The sequence below is a fragment of the Paenibacillus ginsengihumi DSM 21568 genome (assembly GCF_000380965.1).
Taxonomy (GTDB): Bacteria; Bacillota; Bacilli; order Paenibacillales; family NBRC-103111; genus Paenibacillus_G; species Paenibacillus_G ginsengihumi.
The window spans coordinates 186,726-204,371 of the sequence record NZ_KB905548.1; the positions used below are offsets into that span (position 1 = coordinate 186,726).

Consider the following 17,646-nt stretch of genomic DNA (forward strand, 5'->3'; position numbering starts at 1 on the left):
GAGCACGATGAAGGCGATCGTATGCGAGGAACCGAACCGTTTTGCGATGAAGGAGACTGACATTCCGGCGCCGGGGGCGGGCGAGGCTTTAATCCGCATTCGGCGGGTAGGCATTTGCGGCACCGATCTGCACGCTTACAAGGGCAATCAGCCGTTTTTCGCGTATCCCCGCATTTTAGGCCACGAGCTTGCCGCGGAGGTGGTGCGGACCGGCGAAGGGGCGGCCGGGCTGGCGCCGGGGGATGCGGTGACGGTCATGCCGTATCTCGCTTGCGGAAGCTGTATCGCCTGCCGCAGCGGCAAGTCGAACTGTTGCAGTTCCATGAGCGTGCTTGGCGTGCACCAGGACGGCGGAATGCGGGAATATATGGCCGTGCCGGCCAAGCATTTGCTGAAGGCCAGCGACCTGACGCTCGATCAGCTGGCGACGGTGGAATGCTTGGCGATTGGCGCGCACGCGGTGCGGCGGGCGGCGATTCGCCCCGGTGAGTACGCGCTCGTCATCGGGGCCGGACCGATCGGTCTCGGCGTCATGAAATTCGCGAAGCTGGCAGGAGCGAAGGTGATCGCCATGGATATCAACGCGGAGCGGCTTCGGTATTGCAGCGAATGGGTGCCTGCCGACTATACGGTCAATGCGCTGGACGATCCCGCAAGTCAATTGGAAGCGATTACTGAAGGCGATTACCCGACCGTCGTCCTCGATGCGACAGGGAATGCGAAGTCGATGGAAGGGGCGCTGAGCTACGCGGCCCATGGCGGGCGGATCGTGTATGTCGGGCTGGTCAAGTCGCATATCGCGTTCAGCGATCCCGAATTTCATAAGCGGGAGCTGACGCTGCTCGCCAGCCGCAACGCGCTGCGCGAAGATTTCGAGCAGGTGATCGAAGCGATTCGCGGCGGAAACGTCGACACGGACGCCTTCATCACGCACCGCTCGCCGTTTAGCGGAATGATCGGCCAATTTGAAACGTGGCTGCGGCCGGACACCGGCGTCATTAAAGCGATGGTCGAGCTGTAGGCGCAAGTGCCGAAGACCGCTGTCCAAGGCTCGGACCGGCCGCCTATTTCCATCAGAAGGGGACGGGCGCCTTATGCCGATCGCGGCATGCCGGCATATGGTGGTACAAAAGCGATTGGCGAAAGGATGAGCGGTATGAGCGCCAGAAAGAACGGGGCGGCGAAGCCGGCGGGCCAAAGCCGTCGGACGGGTGCCAGGGCGAGGGCGGCCAAGACATCCGGCGGCGTTCCGGCACCTTATGTAAATCGTGCGCAGGTTCGGGGATTGTTCGGACCTCCTTCGGAGGGCGGGGACGCCGCTTCCGGCGGCGGATTGTTGGCCAGCCTGGGCGGGCTTGACGGCATCCTGTCGATCATGGGCAAGGTGCAAAAAATGTTTTCCTTATTCAAGGCAATGATGCCGATGTTTCGCTTGTTCGGCACGTTCATGGGAGGGGGAAAGGCGGCGACGGCCTCCGTCCGCAAGCGCACGGTGCGGTCGAAGCGGCAGCTGCAGGTCTCGGCGAGGACGCCGCAGGCGCGGAGAAGAAAATGACCACGGTCAGGCGGGCGCGTTGAAAGGGCACGGATTCACAGCTGTTTCGTGCTGAAACAAACAGGGGAAGGGTGCGGGGCGAAAGTTTACCGCCTTCAGCAGCCGGAGCCCTGCCCCTTCTCCTACTTGAAAATAACGCTTGGTGCGCGGCCCATATTCATCATCTGATGGTGCCGCGCAAGCGGCATGGGCGTCTGTCTTGAAAAATTGGACGGAACCCTCCGGCGAATTTTTCAATTTAGCAGCGTCCGGACGCCGAATTTTCAACACCGCAGGAGACGACCGATGACGAAAAATCGCTCGTCATTGGCGGCCTCTCAAGAAGACATCGCCGCGCCTTCCGGCTGCTCCATGTACATAACTTGACAATGCATGCTGCACAGCTTCGGAATATACACCTTCTCGCCGACCTGCAGCACGTGCGGGTTTTGGATTTGCGGATTGCCAAGGAGCAGGATCGGGAGTGGGATATTGTATCTTTGCGCGATTTCCCACATCGTATCGCCCGGTTCGACCGTATGGACGGCGTAAACCATGTCTTTGATATCCTCTCCGGATCGGTAGAAAGGGAATCTGCGGAACGGATGAATAAAGAAAAACGGGAACAGGCGGCGTCCGAAGAACGGGAACCCGAACGGAAAGCCGAACGGACTGAAGGGAACCCCTCCGGGAAAATACGGAAAGAAACTCACGATGATTTCCTCCTTTTGCCTCTAGGCGTTTGACTACCGCATTTTATGTCATCTGGAACTATTTGGTGAATGAATCGCAAAAAAATCCTTTCCGCGCGGATGCCGCATGGCGGAAAGGATGTCGATTCGGACGCTTCGCAGAGCTCAAAACATGCTCGGTATCGTCTTGAACGTCGGCTCAAGGCGGGGCAGTGCCTGAAAGCTCGGATTGAAGGTAAACATGCGCCGGATATCGTATTTCAGCATAAGCACCGCAAGCAGCGCTTCGTTCAGCGAGAAGCGGTATTCCGGACATTCGCGGATCAGCTGCCGGGCCTCGCGCTCCGGCTCGGAACCGGCGGGCAGGATCGTCAGCACGCCGCGCGCGACCGCCTGGTCGACCGTCTCCAGGAACAACTGCGCATGCCCGTAATTGCCCCGGTTCCGCAGCCATTCGTGCGTCTCGAATACGATCGCGTTCGTCGTTGCGAGCCGGCGTTCCAGATCGTCCAGCTCGAAGAAAACGCTGCGCGCCTTCGGGTAATACGGATCCTCCGGATTCATAAAGGCGGCGAACGCCGTCTGATCGATCAGCACCATGCGGGAGAAGTCCTTGTCCCCGCGCTTTTCCTCGTACTTGTCGCTTCTGCGCTCCTCGTACCGGCTCCGCTCGGTCCAGCTCTCGGCCCAGTTCTTATGTATCGGCTGAGTAGTCATGTTGAGTCCCCTCTCTTTCGTGGCGGTCTGCCCGCAGCAGCGCGTCAAGCTTCAGCAGCGGATTGTTCTCCATGTGCTCCATGGTCGCGTAGCGGCGCTCCTCCGTCTCCAGGCTGGCAAAATATTGGCTGACAATAAAGTTAACCGCATCCTGTACGCGTATTTGCTGAAAATCGGCCCAACGCTGGCACTGTTCGAACACCCGTGGCTCCAGCTCGACGATCGGCGCATCGGACGACGCCTCAGCCGGCGCTTCGCCCGGCTCCAAATCGTCGGAGGCTATGATCCGTGCCGCTGCCGTTTTCCATTTTTTTAACTTGTCTTCTACCCAAGGTATGTTTCGATTCATTCGGAACCACTCCCATCGGACTGCATATGGCAGATTATACCTTCCTACATCATTCGACGACAAGGGTTGAATTGAGGGGATTGCTGACCGAAAAAGTCGATGTTCATAGTCCGATCATATTTTTTTAAAAAGGCGGACGCAATTTCAACAAACTATGGTCATTTTTTTCGGTTACAGTGTAGTTGAGCCCGGGGGCGAAGGCATAAGGCTGGCCGAAGGGAATTCATTAAAAACGGCTCGGAGAAAGGAGAACAAACATATGAAAACGATGAATAGAGGCTTGAAAATGATGCTGGGGGCGGTATTGATTGCGGGAATCGCGGCAGGGTGTTCGAGCGGCGGCGATCAGCCGGCGAGCGGCGACCTGGAAGCACCGGCGGGAAGCGAAGGAGGCAGCCTGGATACGCCCGCCGGCGGCGGCTCGGACAGCCTGCCGGCGCCGTCCGATGACGCCAGCTCATCGTCCCTGGACAGCCCCGCGGGCGCAGGCTCTGGACTGGGCAGCGGCAGCCTGGACAGCGCAGGCTCCGGAAGCGACTCGGACAGCGCAGGCTCCGGAAGCGATACGGGCAGCACGGACTCCGGGCTCGGCGAGAGCGGCTCGAGCGGAGCGTCCGGCGAAGCGGGCTCCGGCGCCGCCGGCGAAGCAAGCTCTGGCGCCGCCGGCGAACCGGACGCCGCTGCGGGCGGCGGCGCCGATTCGCCGCAGCCGTCCACCGGAGATGCCGGCGCCGCCGAACCGTCCGCAACGAATTAATGCGGCAGCGACCGCGCTATCGGAAGACCTTTCCCCGGGAGAGGTCTTCTTTTTAACGTTGCGGGGCGTTTAACTTCGCTAAAGCATGGGGACATTGGGCGCGGCTTGCGGCCAGGTCCGAACAGCAGCTGAGGCTCAGGTACGAACAGCGGCTGAGGCTAAAGTGGGATCAAGGAAATCGCAGCATTGTCGGGGATGGGAAAACGGAAGAATGGCCTCAAGTTGCTGCGCTGTGAAGGAGACGATGGAAAAATGCCATGACCTGCGGCTCGCTTCTGGATCGGTGCCCAGGCGGAAGTGCTTGCTTTACATTCTCTGCTAAGGAACATCGCCTTTGCGACTGGCGGACCCGAGCTGCCGGGAATGGATTGCCCGCTTTGCTGCCTCGCGCAGTTCGCACACTACCACGGGGGCCGCGGGGTCAGGGAGCCGCCCGCTGAGCATCCCTGTCTCAGCAAAGCACAGGTTCGCACGATAAAGGGACCTTGCCACCTTGCCGAAGGCAAGGTTAAGCTGTTGATTTCGATCCTGCGTGCGGCGGGGGCATCGTGCCGATACAGGCACTGCGAGCCGGGGCAAAAAGATTGTACAAGCGCGGAGGGCGCCCTTGTCCATAGGGCTTTAAGCGGGGCTTGTGCAGCCAAGGCACAAATTTCCAGCCGGACGCCCCCGCAAAAAAAGAGATAAGTAAGAATTATATAGCAGCATTTGTCGAACGGGAGGAGTCCGGCATGAATACATGGAAAGTTTTGGTTGCCGATGACGATCCGAACGTGCGGGAGATCATCGGGCTTTATTTTGAACAGCAGCATATCGAAATGATCGAGGCGCAGGACGGGCAGGACGCCCTGGAGAAGCTGGAGAAGGAGCTGCCCGATATCGTCATTCTCGACGTGATGATGCCCCGTATGGACGGTTACGAGGCATGCCGCGAAATTCTCCGCAAATACGATTTGCCGATCATTATGCTGACGGCCAAAGGTGACGAGTTCGACCGGGTGCTGGGGCTTGAGCTCGGCGCCGATGACTATATGACGAAGCCGTTCAGCCCGCGCGAGCTGGTGGCGCGAATCAAGGCGATCCTTCGGCGCATGCAGCGCAAGCAGCCGGGCGAGCAGGAGCCGCAGGAGGTGTGCGAGCTGAACGGGCTGTCCATCCATCCCGACCGCCGGGAAGTGATCGCGGGCGGCGAGAAAATCAGCCTGCGCCCCAAGGAATTCGACCTGCTGCTGCATTTGGCCCGTTCGCCGGGCACAGTGTTCACGCGCGAGCAGCTGCTCGAGCAGGTGTGGGGCTACGATTTTATCGGCGACATCCGCACCGTGGACGTTCACGTGAAGAAGCTGAGGGAGAAGCTGAGCCCTCATCATTCCGATTGCATCGTGACTGTATGGGGGGTCGGCTACAAGCTTGAGGTGGCGTCATGATTTTGGGGATCGACAAGAGCATATTTCGCCGCCTGCTCTTCAGCTACATGCTGACGATACTGCTTGGCCTGTGCGCTGTCGGCATCCTCATGTCGTTCCTCACGAAGGATTACATCGTCGAGACGCAGACGCAGGAGCTGCTCCGCAAGGCGAAGCGGGTCAATCTGACGATCCAGAACGTCCGCGAAATGAACGATTCCGTCAAAGATTTGCTCGTCTTCCTCGATCAATCGTTCGATACCCGGATCTGGGTGTTCGACCGCAGCGGGCAGATCGTCGCCACCTCGTCCAAGGATGAGGTCTATGTCGGCAAATCGGTCGATGCGTCCGTCGCCCAGCGGATGATCAAGGGCGAAGAAGCCGTATTGAACCTGCAGTTTGAAGGGATGAAGGACACGATGCTGTCCGTCGTCGTTCCCTGGGGCAAGGAGAAGGACGTATACGGCGGCATCGTCCTGCACGCGCCGGTCGTCGGCATGAATCAGACGATCGCGCATTTGCGCGAGACGATTCTGTGGGTCACGCTGTTTGGCATCGTCATGTCTGTGGCGATCGCCTCGCTGCTCTCCTGGTCGATCTCGCGGCCGCTGCGGCAGATCGAGAAGGTGGCGACGCGCATCGGCCTGGGCGATTACAGCGAGCGGATCGACGTGAAAGCGAAGGACGAGATCGGCGAGCTGGCCGGGACGATCAACCGGATGGTCGAGCAGCTCGAGAAGATCGACCGGGAGAAGCGCAAACTGGAGCAGATCCGGATCGATTTTTTGGGCAACGTCTCGCATGAGCTGAGAACGCCGCTGACGGCGATGCAAGGATTTTTGGAGGCGCTGCAGGACGGGCTGATCGTCGATCAGGCAAGACCGAAATATTACGACATTATTTACAAAGAAACGCTGCATATGAGCCGCTTGGTCGACGATATTATGGATTTGGTAAAATTAGAAAATAATGCCATTGAACTCGAGCGCCGGCCGGTCGAGATCGAGCCGCTGCTGAAGCAGTGCATGTACCGGTTTACCCCGGAAGCGGCGGAGAAGGGGACGGCTCTCGCACTGGAGGTTCATCCGGCGACGCCGCTCGTGTTCGCAGACCCGGACCGGCTGCAGCAAATCGTCAACAATCTGGTGAAGAATGCCTTGAAATTTACCGATCACGGCACGATTCGGCTCGCCGCAGCGCCGAAGGAGAACGGAATAAGCATCGTCGTGTCCGATACCGGCACGGGAATCTCCCCCGAGGATCAGGAATTGATCTGGGAACGGTTCTTCAAGGCGGACCGGGGACGGTCCAAAACGAAGGGCACCGGGCTTGGCCTCGCCATCGTCCGGGAGCTGGTCTCGCTGCACGAAGGGAAAATCACGGTCGCGAGCGAGGTCGGCAAAGGCACCGCTTTCGAGGTATGGCTTCCGCAGGCATCATGATTACACACAGGGCAAACAAAGAGGAGGATTCCCATGATCAAGAGGTGGGAGAACGCGTTCGGCATCGATTTGGGGACGTCGAGCACAATCATTTATCAGAAGGGCAAGGGCATCGTGCTGCACGAGCCAACCGTCGTCGCCATCGACGAGGAGAACGGCAGCGTCAGGGCGATCGGCACCGAGGCGCAGGCGATGATCGGCCGGACGCCGGGCCGCCTGAGCATCGTCTATCCGCTGAAGGATGGCGTCATCGCCAATTACGATTCGACAACGCTGATGCTTCAGCACTTTTTTCGCAAAATTCAGGGGCGCACGCCATGGTTTCGCGGCGCGCGCATTTTCATCTCGGTCCCGAGCGGGGTAACCAACGTGCAGAAGAGAGCCGTCGAGGAGACGGTCATCCACAAGGGGGCGCGCAAGGCCGTGGCGATCGAGGAGCCACTGGCGGCGGCGCTCGGGGCGGGGCTGCCCGTCGAGGAGCCGATCGGCAGCATGGTGGTCGATATCGGCGGCGGGACGACGCAGGTGGCGATCATCTCGCTCGGAGGCGTCGTCGTCAGCCGCTCGACCCGCCGCGCCGGCATGTCCATCGACCGCGACATCATCGATTACGTGAAGCGCAGGTACAATCTGGCCATCGGGGAGCGGACTGCCGAGGAGCTGAAGAAGGCGATCGGCACAGCCGTCAAGCCTGAGGAGAACTCGCAGATGACGATCCGCGGTCGCGACCAGGTGAGCGGGCTGCCCAAGACGATTGCGGTAAGCGCCGCGGAAATCTACGAGTTGCTGGACGATTTCCTGCAGTCGGTGACGGAGTCGATCCGCCTTACGCTGGAGCAGTGCCCGCCGGAGCTGGCCGGCGACGTGATGGAGCGGGGCATTCTGCTGTGCGGCGGCGGCGCGCTGCTCAGAGGCCTGGACAAGCGGCTGCAGGACGAGACGGGCGTGCCCGTCATCGTGGCCGATCAGCCGCAGGAATGCACCGCGCTCGGCGCCGGCAAAATGCTCGAATTCAAGGAGCTGCGCGCTTGACGGACAAGCCGGGGCATCCCGGAGCTTGACCGCGAATACATACGACGGCGAAGCGGAGGGGCGAAGCAAGCAGGCAATGCGCGGGCCGCGGGCGGGAAGGCGAGCTGGCGGGCGGGGAAGCGAGGCCGGAGGTTAGATAGCGGGCGGGAAGCGAGACCGACGGGCATGATAGCGACGGGGAAAGCGGGACCGGCACGGCCCTAAGCATCGGCCAGGAAGCGACTTCGGCGATCGCCTGCTGCGGGCGCAGTTTGCGCCCCGGCGTTTGACAAAGCGGGCGCGGCGCTGCATGATGGAGATAGCGCCGGAGACGGCCTGTCCGGCGCGGACCATAAGCGAAGGTGATAGCGGATGAAAAAGCTGCTGCAGCTGCCCGTCAAGGTGTACCGCAGGTGGATATCGCCGCTGAAGCCGCCGACCTGCCGCTTTTACCCGACCTGCTCGGCCTATGCGCTCGAGGCGCTCGAGAAGCACGGGGCGGCGCGCGGAACGTGGCTTGCGGTGAAGCGCATCGCCAAGTGCCATCCGTTCCATCCGGGCGGCATCGATCACGTGCCGGACGCCCCGGGGCGCCGGTCGAAAGCGGACGGTCGCGGTTAGCGGCGGCGCGGCTCGCTTGTCCGGCTGCGGCATAGCCTGCCAGGCGAGATGCGAACAGGTGCGCCGGCTGATGCCGCTTCCCGGGGCGGACAATCGCACCGGGCTTGCGCCGCTTGACACGGCCCTGCCGCATTCGATATGATGTAGTTTAATCGAACCAACATATGTCAGCATCCCATGAACGGATAAGTACCCTGCGGGAAGCCGCTCAGAGAGCCGGGACAGGTGCGAGCCGGCCGGCAGCAAGCGGGGGAAGATGGTCCGGGAGGATACGGGGGCGAGCGGCCTTGGCCGGGATAAGGACAAGCGTAAGCCTTCGTCGCGGTCTCCGGCGATATCGGAGCGTCGACAGACACTGAGCCCCGCCTGCCGCGCCGGCAAAGCTTTTTCAGGCGTTTCACAACGGGGGAAGTTGGGTGGTACCACGTGAGCGAGAGCTCTCGTCCCAAGCGGACGGGGGCTTTTTTTGTTACGGAAAGTTTAACTTTGCTAATGGCTTAAAGCGAAGTGCGACTTTCTGTACCAAGAAAAACGACCGCTAGACCGCGGCCCGCTCATCCTTGAATAGACGTCGATAGACGTTTTTCTTAATTTTCGCATCTGCGAAGGAGGAAACAGGCAATGACTGACAAAAAGACGTTTTATTTGACGACGCCGATTTATTACCCCAGCGACAAGCTGCACATCGGCCATGCCTATTCGACGGTGGCGGGCGATGCGATGGCCAGGTATAAGCGGCTTCGCGGCTTTGATGTCATGTACTTGACGGGGACGGACGAGCACGGGCAAAAGATCGAGCGCAAAGCTCAGGAGGCCGGCAAAACGCCGCAGCAGTTCGTCGACGACATCGTCGCCGGCATCAAGGAGCTGTGGAAGAAGCTTGACATCTCCTACGACGATTTCATCCGTACGACGGACGAGCGCCACAAGAAGGCGGTCGAGAAAATTTTCACTCGACTGATGGAGCAGGACGACATTTATTTAGGACACTACGAAGGCTGGTATTGTACGCCCTGCGAATCGTTCTTCCTCGAGAACAAGCTGGAAAACGGCAATTGTCCCGATTGCGGACGGCCGGTGGAATGGGTGAAGGAGGAGAGCTATTTCTTCCGCCTGCAAAAATATGCCGACCGCCTCATTCGCCATTACGAGGAGCATCCGGAGTTTATTCAGCCAGAGTCGCGCCGCAACGAGATGATCAACAACTTTATCAAGCCAGGGCTGGAGGACCTTGCCGTCTCGCGCACGACGTTCGATTGGGGCATCAAGGTGCCGGGCAATCCGAAGCACGTCATCTACGTGTGGATCGACGCTCTGACCAACTACATCACGGCGCTCGGGTACGAGAGCGGCGACGACGCCAAGTTCCGCGCCTATTGGCCGGCCGACGTGCATCTGATGAGCAAGGAGATTGTCCGCTTCCATACGATCATTTGGCCGTGCCTCTTGATGGCGCTGGATCTGCCGCTGCCGAAGCGGGTATTCGCCCACGGCTGGCTGCTCATGAAGGACGGCAAAATGTCCAAGTCCAAGGGCAACGTCGTCGATCCGGTCGTGCTGACCGACCGCTACGGCCTTGATGCGCTGCGCTATTATTTGCTGCGCGAGGTGCCGTTCGGCTCGGACGGCACGTTCACGCCGGAAAGCTTCGTGGAGCGCATCAACTACGATCTGTGCAACGATCTCGGCAACCTGCTCAGCCGCACGGTCGTCATGATCGACAAGTATTTCGGCGGGATGGTTCCGGAATACGTGCCGGGCGCTACCGATTTTGACGCCTCGCTGCTGGCAACGGCTAAGGATACGGTAGCCAAGGTGGAGGAAGCGATGGAAAACATGGAGTTTTCCGTGGCGCTCTCGGCGATTTGGAACCTGATCGGCCGGACGAACAAATATATCGACGAGACCCAGCCGTGGATGCTGGTCAAGGACGAGGCGAAGCGTCCGACGCTTGGCTCCGTGCTCTACTGCCTGGCAGAGAACCTGCGGATCGCTTCGGTGCTGCTGCAGCCGTTCCTGACGCAGACGCCGGCGAAAATTTGGGAGCAGCTCGGCGTGAGCGGCCGGACGGAGCTGACCTCCTGGGAGTCTGTGCTCAGCTTTGGCGCGCTGCCGGCCGGCACTCGGGTAAGCCGCGGCGAGCTGCTGTTCCCGCGGCTGGACGCGGAGGCGGAGGCTGCCTACATCGCCCAGACGATGAGCGGAGGAACGGCAGCTGCCGCTCAGGCCGAGCCTGCGGCTGAGGCTGCCGGGACGCCTGCCGCCCAGGAAAGCGCCAAGTCCGCGCAGCCGGAGGAGGCCGGGGAGACGGCGCCGGAGATCAACATCGACGACTTCATGAAAGTGGAGCTGCGGGTCGCCCAGGTCATCGCCGCCGAGCCGGTGAAGAAGGCCGACAAGCTGCTGAAGCTGCAGCTCGATCTCGGTTACGAGCAGCGTCAGGTCGTCTCGGGCATCGCCAAATATTACACGCCGGAGCAAATGATCGGCCGCAAAGTCATCTGCGTCACGAACCTGAAGCCGGTCAAGCTGCGTGGAGAATGGTCGCAAGGCATGATTTTGGCTGCGTCCAAAGGCGATCAGCTGACGCTGGCGACAGTTTCTGATGAAATCCCGAACGGTTCTGTGGTAAAATAAGTATTGTTCACGTGAACAATGAAACCAGACCTAAGTTTGGGAGGTTATTCCACAATGTCCAAAGACGGTATGAACTATGCTCCGCAAGGCAAGCCGAATCCTGTAGTGAAGCCCGGCGAATTCGCATTTGCGGCGACCGGGCTCGATCACGGGCATATTTACGGCATGTGCAACGGGTTGATTGAAGCCGGCGCCGATCTAATTGCCGTCTACGATCCGGACCCGCAGAAGGTGGAAGCCTTCGTCAAGCGGTTCCCTCAAGCGAAGGCTGTCTCCTCGGAGGCGGAAATTTTGCAGGACCCGCGCATCAAGCTGGTGGCCGGCGCGGCCGTCCCTTCCGAGCGGTGCGCGCTCGGGCTGCGGGTCATGGATGCGGGCAAGGACTACTTCACCGACAAGACGCCGTTCACGACGCTTGCGCAGCTGGAAGAGGCCCGCGCCAAGGTGAAGGAAACCGGCCGCAAGTACATGGTCTATTACAGCGAGCGGCTGCATGTGGAAAGCGCGATGTTTGCCGGCGAGCTGATCGAGCAGGGCGCGATCGGCCGTGTCGTGCAGGTGATGGGCTGGGGACCGCACCGCCTGAATGCGCCGTCCCGTCCGCAATGGTTCTTCGAGCGCGAGAAGTACGGCGGCATTCTGTGCGACATCGGCAGCCATCAGATCGAGCAGTTCCTGTTCTATAGCGGCGCCAGGGACGCCCAGGTGACGAGCAGCCGCGTCGCCAACTACAACAACAAGGAATACCCCGAGCTGGAAGATTTCGGCGACGCGACGCTCGTCGGCGACAACGGCGCGACATTCTACTTCCGCGTCGACTGGCTGACGCCGGAGGGGCTCGGCACATGGGGCGACGGCCGGACGATCATTCTCGGCACAGACGGCTACATCGAGCTGCGCAAATATATCGACATCGCCCGCGATCCGCAGGGCGACCACCTGTATCTCGTCAACGGCGAGGGAACGAAGCATTACGAGCTGAAAGGCAAGGTCGGGTATCCGTTCTTCGGCAAGCTGATCCTCGACTGCATCCATCGCACGGAGAACGCCATGACGCAGGAGCATGCCTTCAAAGCGGCCGAGCTGTGCCTGAAGGCTCAGCAGCAGGCTGTACGTGTGGAATAATCGCTTTTCATTGGAATGGGACGGCCCTCCGGAGCGCGTGCGCTTCGGGGGGCTTTCCTGTTATTGACGTTTCCGAAGGTCGAACATGCTTGAAAAACGTAAAAATTACTTTTACCCGTTGACACTGTCCCGATCCGCCCGTATAATCTTCCTTGTCTATTAAAAAATATTACGATTAATATCGCTACATAAGGGGAGAAATCATGATGTATGGAAGATTCAGTCAATCGTTAAAGCGGCAGCCTAAGGCTGACAGCGGGAAGGAACGGGAAGCGGGGAGGCTGCTTGCCATGTTCCGCCTCAAGGCTCAAGGCGGCGCTGCGCCGAGAGGCAGGCGGGGCAGCGGGAAATTGGCTGCGGCGCTGGCGCTGGCGCTGATCGGCTCGCTGCTGCTGTCGGCATGCGGCCGGCCGCAGCAGACGCTGGCGGAAGACAAGATCAATGTCGTCGCCAGCTTTTATCCGCTGTACGATTTTGCAACCAAGATCGGCGGCGAGCATGTCAACGTGATCAATCTGGTGCCGACCGGCGTCGAGCCGCACGATTGGTCGCCGAAGAGCCGCGATATGCAAAATATAACGCAGTCCGACCTGTTCTTCTATCTTGGCGCCGGCTTCGAGGGCTGGGTTGACGATACGCTGAAAAGCATCAAGAGGGACGCCAAAGTGACGGTTGTCGAAGCGGGCCAAGGCGTGGAGCTGATCGCCGCCGCGGGCGACGGTCACGACCACGGTCACGGCAGCGAGGCGGAGCACGGGCATGAGGGCGAGGGCGCGGTCGGCAATAGCGCTGAGCATGGGCATGAGGGCGAGGCCGCGGTCGGCAATAGCACTGAGCATGGGCATGAGGGCGAGGCTGCGGTCGGCAATAGCGCTGAGCATGGGCATGAGGGCGAGGCTGCGGTCGGCAATAGCGCTGAGCATGGGCATGAGGGCGAGGCTGCGGTCGGCAATAGCGCCGAGCATGGGCATGAGGATGAGGCCGCGGTCGGCAATAGCGCCGAGCATGGGCATGAGGGCGAGGCCGCGGTCGGCAATAGCGCTGAGCACGATCATGAAGAAGAGTCGGGCCACAGTCATGACGGCGAAGCCGGACACTCGCATGCTGGCTCCTCCGATCCGCATATTTGGCTCAGCCCGCTGAACGCCAAGACGATCGCCGCCAATATCAAGGATGCGCTGATCCAGGTCGACGGCGGGCATAAAGCGGACTACGAAGCGAACTATGCTCGCTTCGCCGCGCAGCTCGATCAGCTGCATGAGGAATACAAGCGGGAGCTCGCTGCGACGAGCCGCAAGGAAATCGTCGTCACGCACCAGTCGTTCGGTTATTTGGCCAAGGAATACGGCCTGATCCAGATGCCGATTATGGGACTGTCTCCGGACGCCGAACCGACGGCAGGCACGATGAAGGAAATTCTTGATTTCATCAAAGAGCATCAGGTCAAATATATTTTCTTCGAGGAGCTGGTCTCCGACAAGCTGGCCAAATCGCTGGCCCGGGACGCCGGCGTCGAGACGCTCGTGCTCAACCCGATCGAAGGATTGACCGATGAACAGGCCGCCAGCGGCGCGGATTATCTCTCGATCATGAAAGATAATTTGAATAATTTATTAAAAGCGTTAAAATAGAAAGGGAGACTTTCCGAATAGTTAGGAGCGTTAGTCATGCTAACGAATGCTCAGCCGGGATGTCATCAGAAGATCGTTGCGATCGATGACGTCTCTTTTTCTTATGAAAACAAACAAATTATTAGCGGCCTAACCTTTTCCGTGCTGGAGCGCGACTTCGTCGGCCTGATCGGATCGAACGGGGCGGGGAAGACGACCTTGCTCAAGATGATCGTCGGCCTGCTGAAGCCTGCGAGCGGGGAAATTCGCCTGTTTGGCGAGCCGATCGGCCAGTTCGAAGGCTGGGAGCGGATCGGCTATGTGCCGCAGAAGAACGCCTTCAACCCGCTGTTCCCGGCGACGGTGCGCGAGGTCGTGTTGTCGGGGCTGTACGGCAAGAAAAAAATGTTCCGCCGCCTGACCAGAGCCGAGCAGCAGAAGGCCGACGACGCCATGTATGCGATGCGCATCGAGGATTTGGCCAGCCGCCGCATCGGCCAGCTGTCAGGGGGGCAGCAGCAGCGGGTGTTTTTGGCCCGGGCGCTCGTGAACAATCCCGAGCTGCTGATTTTGGACGAGCCGACCGTCGGCATTGACGCGGAGACGCAGGCTGACTTTTTCCGGATGATCCGCCATATGCATGAGCATCACCGGATCACGTTCATCATGGTCTCGCACGACATGGATATGATGAAGGCTTACCTCGGCTCCGAGCCTTTGCAAAAGAGCGGAGGGCTTTCGTTTTATGTAAGGCATACTCACGAGCCGCAGGACTGCAAGGAGACGAACTGGACCCATTCGATCGGCCAGCTAAGGGAGAGCGCCGGAGTATAATCGGCTATGGCCTCATGGTCAGGCCGCAAGACGCCGGTTGCATTCGCATCGCATCGGGGGCCGTGCCTGCCCGGCCGTACACGCGCGGCCCGGCACGTCGTTTCATGAAGAGGAGAGGGAAGACGTTTGGATATTTTTGCGGAATATTTTTTTCAGCGGGCGCTGATCGGCGGGGCCTTGATCGGTCTGGCTGCTCCGCTGATGGGCGTATTTCTGGTGCTGCGCCGGCTGTCCATGATCGGAGATACGCTGGCGCATGTGTCCATCGCGGGTATCGCGCTCGGCTTCTTGCTGGGCATATACCCGCTGGGCGTCGGGCTGGTGTTCGCGTTGCTCGCCTCCTACGGGATCGAGAGGCTGCGCCGGGCCTACAGGACGTACGCCGAGCTGTCCATCGCCATCATCATGTCCGGCGGCGTGGCGCTGGCGACGATGCTGTTTACGCTCGGCCGAGGCTTCAATATGAACGTCATGAGCTATTTTTTCGGGAGCATATACACGCTTGATTATACGGACCTGGCCGTGGTAGGGGCCGTCACGGTGCTCATCGTTGTCATGGTGGCCGTCAATTACAAGGAGATGTTCCTGATGTTTTTCGACGAGGATGCGGCAGGGGTAAGCGGCCTTCCCGTTCGCGCCTACAACATTATGATCACGATGCTGACGGCGCTCGTCATCAGCGTCTCGATCAAGATTGTCGGAGCGCTGCTCGTCTCCTCACTGCTGACGATCCCGGTGGCCTGCAGTCTGCTCGTCGCCCGTTCGTTCCGGCATTCGGTGCTGTGGTCGGTGTTGTTCGCCGAGGCGGCGGTGCTGCTCGGTCTGGTTGCCGCAGGGATCTGGGACCTGGCTCCCGGGGCGACGGTCGTTCTTGTCCTGATTGCGATACTGATCGGCATATTGTTTATTAAGAGAGGGTTCAAGCTTTGACGCTGGAGCGCTCGAAACGAAAGCAAGGAGTGGTATAACGGATGGAACTGAATGTATGGATTGCGCTTTGGGCCGGCTTCGCTTCCTTTATCTCGCCGTGCTGCTTGCCGCTGTACCCGTCCTATTTGTCGTATATCACCGGCATTTCCGTAAGCCAGCTGAAAAATCCGGGGGCGGACGCCAACATTCGCATCCGGACCGTCTCCCATACGCTGTTTTTCATCCTCGGTTTCTCCGTTATTTTCTACAGCCTGGGCTTAAGCGCCGGTCTGATCTCCAATTTGTTCGTCGATTACCGGGAGCTGCTCAGGCAAATTGCGGCGATTCTTATATTGGTAATGGGCTTGTTCCTGCTTGGCATTTTTCAACCGCAATTTCTCATGAAGGAGCGCAAGCTGCAGCTGAAGTGGAAGCCGGCCGGTTATCTCGGCTCGCTGCTGATCGGCATGGGCTTTGCCGCAGGCTGGTCACCCTGCATCGGCCCGATCTTGACCGCCATGCTGGCGCTGGCGACGACCGAGCCGGGCTCGTGGACGAAGCTGATTACGGCATACTCGCTCGGCTTCGCCATTCCGTTCTTCGCGCTCGCTTTCTTCATCGGCTCGACCAAATGGATTCTTCGCTATTCCGGCAAAATCATGAAGGTCGGCGGCGCGCTGATGGTCGTCGTCGCCGTGCTGCTGTATACGGATCAGATGACGCGAATCACCATGTGGCTACTCAGCATTACCCCGGAATGGATGAAGGTGTAGCCGCGGCGGATGTCGCGGCGGATGTTATGTGAAATAGTCGATGGTGGCTTCGGGAAAGTTTTCGAAAATGCGCTCGGTAATGAATTCTCTTAAGGCATCGGCTTGTTCATCCGGGTATACATATTTTCCCTGGCCCCACCGGCCCCATTTGTATTTCCGCTTCGTCTCGTCCATTTCCAGCTTCGTTCTCGGATACCTTCGCAAAATGACGTTTTTGGCCGTTTTCGTGAAACGATGCTGGATCAGCTCAAACGTCAGTCCCGAAGCCGCTTCCTCCGGAAGGGCTTCTTTTAATTGCATGAGCAGCTTCGCGTACCCTTCCTCCCAGCCTTCGTGCCAAATGATCGGAGCGATGATGAAGCCGAGCGGATAACCGGCGCGCGCTACTTTGCCCGCGGCTGCAAGCCGGTCGCTCAGCCCGGAGGTAGCGGGCTCGAAATGCTTGATGACGTATTCCGCGTTGACGCTGAAGCGGATTCGGGTATGTCCGTTGTGCTTAGCGTCCAATAGCGGCTCCACATGATGAAATTTGGTCACGAAGCGGAGGCGTCCAAGCGGCTGCTGCCCCATAAATTCAATGCATTCCTTGAGCGATCCCGAGATGTGCTCCAGGCCGACCGGGTCGGAAGTGCAGGCGGCCTCGAAGCGGGTCATTTCCGGCGCGCGCTCGTCGATATACTTCTTCGCCTGCGCCAATATTTCGTCTGTGTTGACGTATACCCTAAGATAAGGCTTCGCTCCGAGCGTTGTCTGCAAATAGCAGTAGTGACAGTGAGCCATGCAGCCGGTCGCGATCGGGATGGCATATTCGGCAGAGGGCTTGGACGTATCGAACTTCAGTGTTTTGCGGATGCCGACGACGAGCGTGCGCTTGGCGATCCGGTACTTCTCCAGCTCGCTCTCGCCGGGCAAATCCGTGATCCGGTTATGGGACGTTGTCATCCGGACGGGGAGTCCTTCCCGCTCGGCCCATGCCATAATCGCTTGGCCCTTCGGGTAGTCCAGCGCGTTCGGCTCGAAATAGACGAGCTCCGGGATGAATACCCCCGGACTGCGCGTTGCAGGAATGAGCAATTGTTCGGCCAAGACGGTTCAGCCTCCTGGTGAATTGTGTTAGATTTGTAATGGGATGGGCGGATATAACTTGCCCGGGACGAACCGCTGTGGTATAGTATAAAGCGCTCAAACCTGATGAATTAGCGTGAAATGCCGATCCTTATCATTTACCT

Annotated in this window: 17 protein-coding genes; 13 read left to right on the forward strand and 4 right to left on the reverse strand. The window is 59.5% G+C overall.

Translation table 11 applies throughout. The features are described from left to right. The first annotated feature begins 7 nt into the window (after window positions 1-7). The gene (locus F591_RS0100885) at window positions 8-1,021 is read left to right on the forward strand and encodes a zinc-binding alcohol dehydrogenase family protein (RefSeq protein ID WP_026326286.1); all 1,014 of its coding nucleotides are present in this window, start codon (window positions 8-10) and stop codon (window positions 1,019-1,021) included. Window positions 1,022-1,156: 135 nt separating this feature from the next. After that, window positions 1,157-1,555 (forward strand): hypothetical protein, encoded by a 399-nt coding sequence (locus F591_RS0100890; RefSeq protein ID WP_019532692.1) that lies wholly within the window; start codon window positions 1,157-1,159, stop codon window positions 1,553-1,555. Window positions 1,556-1,872: 317 nt separating this feature from the next. Here the strand turns inward: F591_RS0100890 and F591_RS29350 are convergent, their stop codons facing one another. The 3 genes from F591_RS29350 to F591_RS0100905 form a co-directional block, all read right to left on the reverse strand. Next, the gene (locus tag F591_RS29350; RefSeq protein WP_019532693.1) at window positions 1,873-2,247 is read right to left on the reverse strand and encodes a LysM peptidoglycan-binding domain-containing protein; all 375 of its coding nucleotides are present in this window, start codon (window positions 2,245-2,247) and stop codon (window positions 1,873-1,875) included. A 144-nt stretch (window positions 2,248-2,391) separates the two neighbouring features. Next, window positions 2,392-2,943: a type II toxin-antitoxin system VapC family toxin gene (locus F591_RS0100900; RefSeq protein ID WP_019532694.1), complete on the reverse strand. Its 552-nt coding sequence runs from the start codon at window positions 2,941-2,943 to the stop codon at window positions 2,392-2,394. Further along, a complete protein-coding gene (locus F591_RS0100905; protein ID WP_019532695.1) occupies window positions 2,921-3,292 on the reverse strand; it encodes a hypothetical protein in 372 nt (123 codons plus the stop codon). Before F591_RS0100905 ends, F591_RS0100900 begins: the two co-directional genes overlap by 23 nt. Before the next feature lie 259 nt (window positions 3,293-3,551). On the opposite strand from F591_RS0100905, the gene F591_RS0100910 reads away from it, so the two are divergent. The 11 genes from F591_RS0100910 (at window position 3,552) to F591_RS0100960 (ending at window position 16,417) form a co-directional block, all read left to right on the forward strand. Continuing rightward, window positions 3,552-4,049 (forward strand): hypothetical protein, encoded by a 498-nt coding sequence (locus F591_RS0100910; protein ID WP_019532696.1) that lies wholly within the window; start codon window positions 3,552-3,554, stop codon window positions 4,047-4,049. A 731-nt stretch (window positions 4,050-4,780) separates the two neighbouring features. Continuing rightward, window positions 4,781-5,476, forward strand: coding sequence for a response regulator transcription factor (locus F591_RS0100915; RefSeq protein ID WP_019532697.1), 696 nt, complete (start codon window positions 4,781-4,783; stop codon window positions 5,474-5,476). After that, the gene (locus tag F591_RS0100920) at window positions 5,476-6,897 is read left to right on the forward strand and encodes a sensor histidine kinase (protein WP_026326289.1); all 1,422 of its coding nucleotides are present in this window, start codon (window positions 5,476-5,478) and stop codon (window positions 6,895-6,897) included. Before F591_RS0100915 ends, F591_RS0100920 begins: the two co-directional genes overlap by 1 nt. A 33-nt stretch (window positions 6,898-6,930) precedes the next feature. Beyond that, a complete protein-coding gene (gene mreB / locus F591_RS0100925; RefSeq protein ID WP_019532699.1) occupies window positions 6,931-7,929 on the forward strand; it encodes a rod shape-determining protein in 999 nt (332 codons plus the stop codon). Window positions 7,930-8,280: 351 nt separating this feature from the next. Next, window positions 8,281-8,529, forward strand: a complete 249-nt coding sequence (gene yidD, locus F591_RS0100930; protein WP_019532700.1) for a membrane protein insertion efficiency factor YidD — start codon at window positions 8,281-8,283, stop codon at window positions 8,527-8,529. Between the two features lie 621 nt (window positions 8,530-9,150). Next, window positions 9,151-11,166 carry a methionine--tRNA ligase gene (metG, locus tag F591_RS0100935; protein ID WP_019532701.1) on the forward strand — a complete coding sequence of 672 codons (2,016 nt, stop codon included), beginning with the start codon at window positions 9,151-9,153 and terminating at the stop codon, window positions 11,164-11,166. Window positions 11,167-11,220: 54 nt separating this feature from the next. Further along, window positions 11,221-12,291 carry a Gfo/Idh/MocA family protein gene (locus F591_RS0100940; RefSeq protein ID WP_019532702.1) on the forward strand — a complete coding sequence of 357 codons (1,071 nt, stop codon included), beginning with the start codon at window positions 11,221-11,223 and terminating at the stop codon, window positions 12,289-12,291. Window positions 12,292-12,494: 203 nt separating this feature from the next. Then, window positions 12,495-13,922 carry a metal ABC transporter solute-binding protein, Zn/Mn family gene (locus tag F591_RS0100945; protein WP_019532703.1) on the forward strand — a complete coding sequence of 476 codons (1,428 nt, stop codon included), beginning with the start codon at window positions 12,495-12,497 and terminating at the stop codon, window positions 13,920-13,922. A gap of 36 nt (window positions 13,923-13,958) precedes the next feature. Next, on the forward strand, window positions 13,959-14,735 hold the full coding sequence (locus tag F591_RS0100950) for a metal ABC transporter ATP-binding protein (protein WP_019532704.1): 777 nt from the start codon (window positions 13,959-13,961) through the stop codon (window positions 14,733-14,735). Window positions 14,736-14,861: 126 nt separating this feature from the next. Then, the gene (locus tag F591_RS0100955) at window positions 14,862-15,665 is read left to right on the forward strand and encodes a metal ABC transporter permease (protein WP_019532705.1); all 804 of its coding nucleotides are present in this window, start codon (window positions 14,862-14,864) and stop codon (window positions 15,663-15,665) included. 41 nt (window positions 15,666-15,706) lie between these two features. Next, window positions 15,707-16,417: a cytochrome c biogenesis CcdA family protein gene (locus tag F591_RS0100960; RefSeq protein WP_019532706.1), complete on the forward strand. Its 711-nt coding sequence runs from the start codon at window positions 15,707-15,709 to the stop codon at window positions 16,415-16,417. Window positions 16,418-16,441: 24 nt separating this feature from the next. Here the strand turns inward: F591_RS0100960 and splB are convergent, their stop codons facing one another. After that, window positions 16,442-17,503 carry a spore photoproduct lyase gene (gene splB, locus F591_RS0100965; protein ID WP_019532707.1) on the reverse strand — a complete coding sequence of 354 codons (1,062 nt, stop codon included), beginning with the start codon at window positions 17,501-17,503 and terminating at the stop codon, window positions 16,442-16,444. Window positions 17,504-17,646: the final 143 nt, after the last annotated feature.

Coding starts and splice junctions, on each gene's coding strand:
- F591_RS0100885 (WP_026326286.1), top strand. CDS start 8: ATGAAGGCGATCGTATGCGAGGAACCGAACCGTTTTGCGATGAAGGAG.
- F591_RS0100890 (WP_019532692.1), top strand. CDS start 1,157: ATGAGCGCCAGAAAGAACGGGGCGGCGAAGCCGGCGGGCCAAAGCCGT.
- F591_RS0100900 (WP_019532694.1), bottom strand. CDS start 2,943: ATGACTACTCAGCCGATACATAAGAACTGGGCCGAGAGCTGGACCGAG.
- F591_RS0100905 (WP_019532695.1), bottom strand. CDS start 3,292: ATGAATCGAAACATACCTTGGGTAGAAGACAAGTTAAAAAAATGGAAA.
- F591_RS0100910 (WP_019532696.1), top strand. CDS start 3,552: ATGAAAACGATGAATAGAGGCTTGAAAATGATGCTGGGGGCGGTATTG.
- F591_RS0100915 (WP_019532697.1), top strand. CDS start 4,781: ATGAATACATGGAAAGTTTTGGTTGCCGATGACGATCCGAACGTGCGG.
- mreB (WP_019532699.1), top strand. CDS start 6,931: ATGATCAAGAGGTGGGAGAACGCGTTCGGCATCGATTTGGGGACGTCG.
- yidD (WP_019532700.1), top strand. CDS start 8,281: ATGAAAAAGCTGCTGCAGCTGCCCGTCAAGGTGTACCGCAGGTGGATA.
- metG (WP_019532701.1), top strand. CDS start 9,151: ATGACTGACAAAAAGACGTTTTATTTGACGACGCCGATTTATTACCCC.
- F591_RS0100940 (WP_019532702.1), top strand. CDS start 11,221: ATGTCCAAAGACGGTATGAACTATGCTCCGCAAGGCAAGCCGAATCCT.
- F591_RS0100945 (WP_019532703.1), top strand. CDS start 12,495: ATGATGTATGGAAGATTCAGTCAATCGTTAAAGCGGCAGCCTAAGGCT.
- F591_RS0100950 (WP_019532704.1), top strand. CDS start 13,959: ATGCTAACGAATGCTCAGCCGGGATGTCATCAGAAGATCGTTGCGATC.
- F591_RS0100960 (WP_019532706.1), top strand. CDS start 15,707: ATGGAACTGAATGTATGGATTGCGCTTTGGGCCGGCTTCGCTTCCTTT.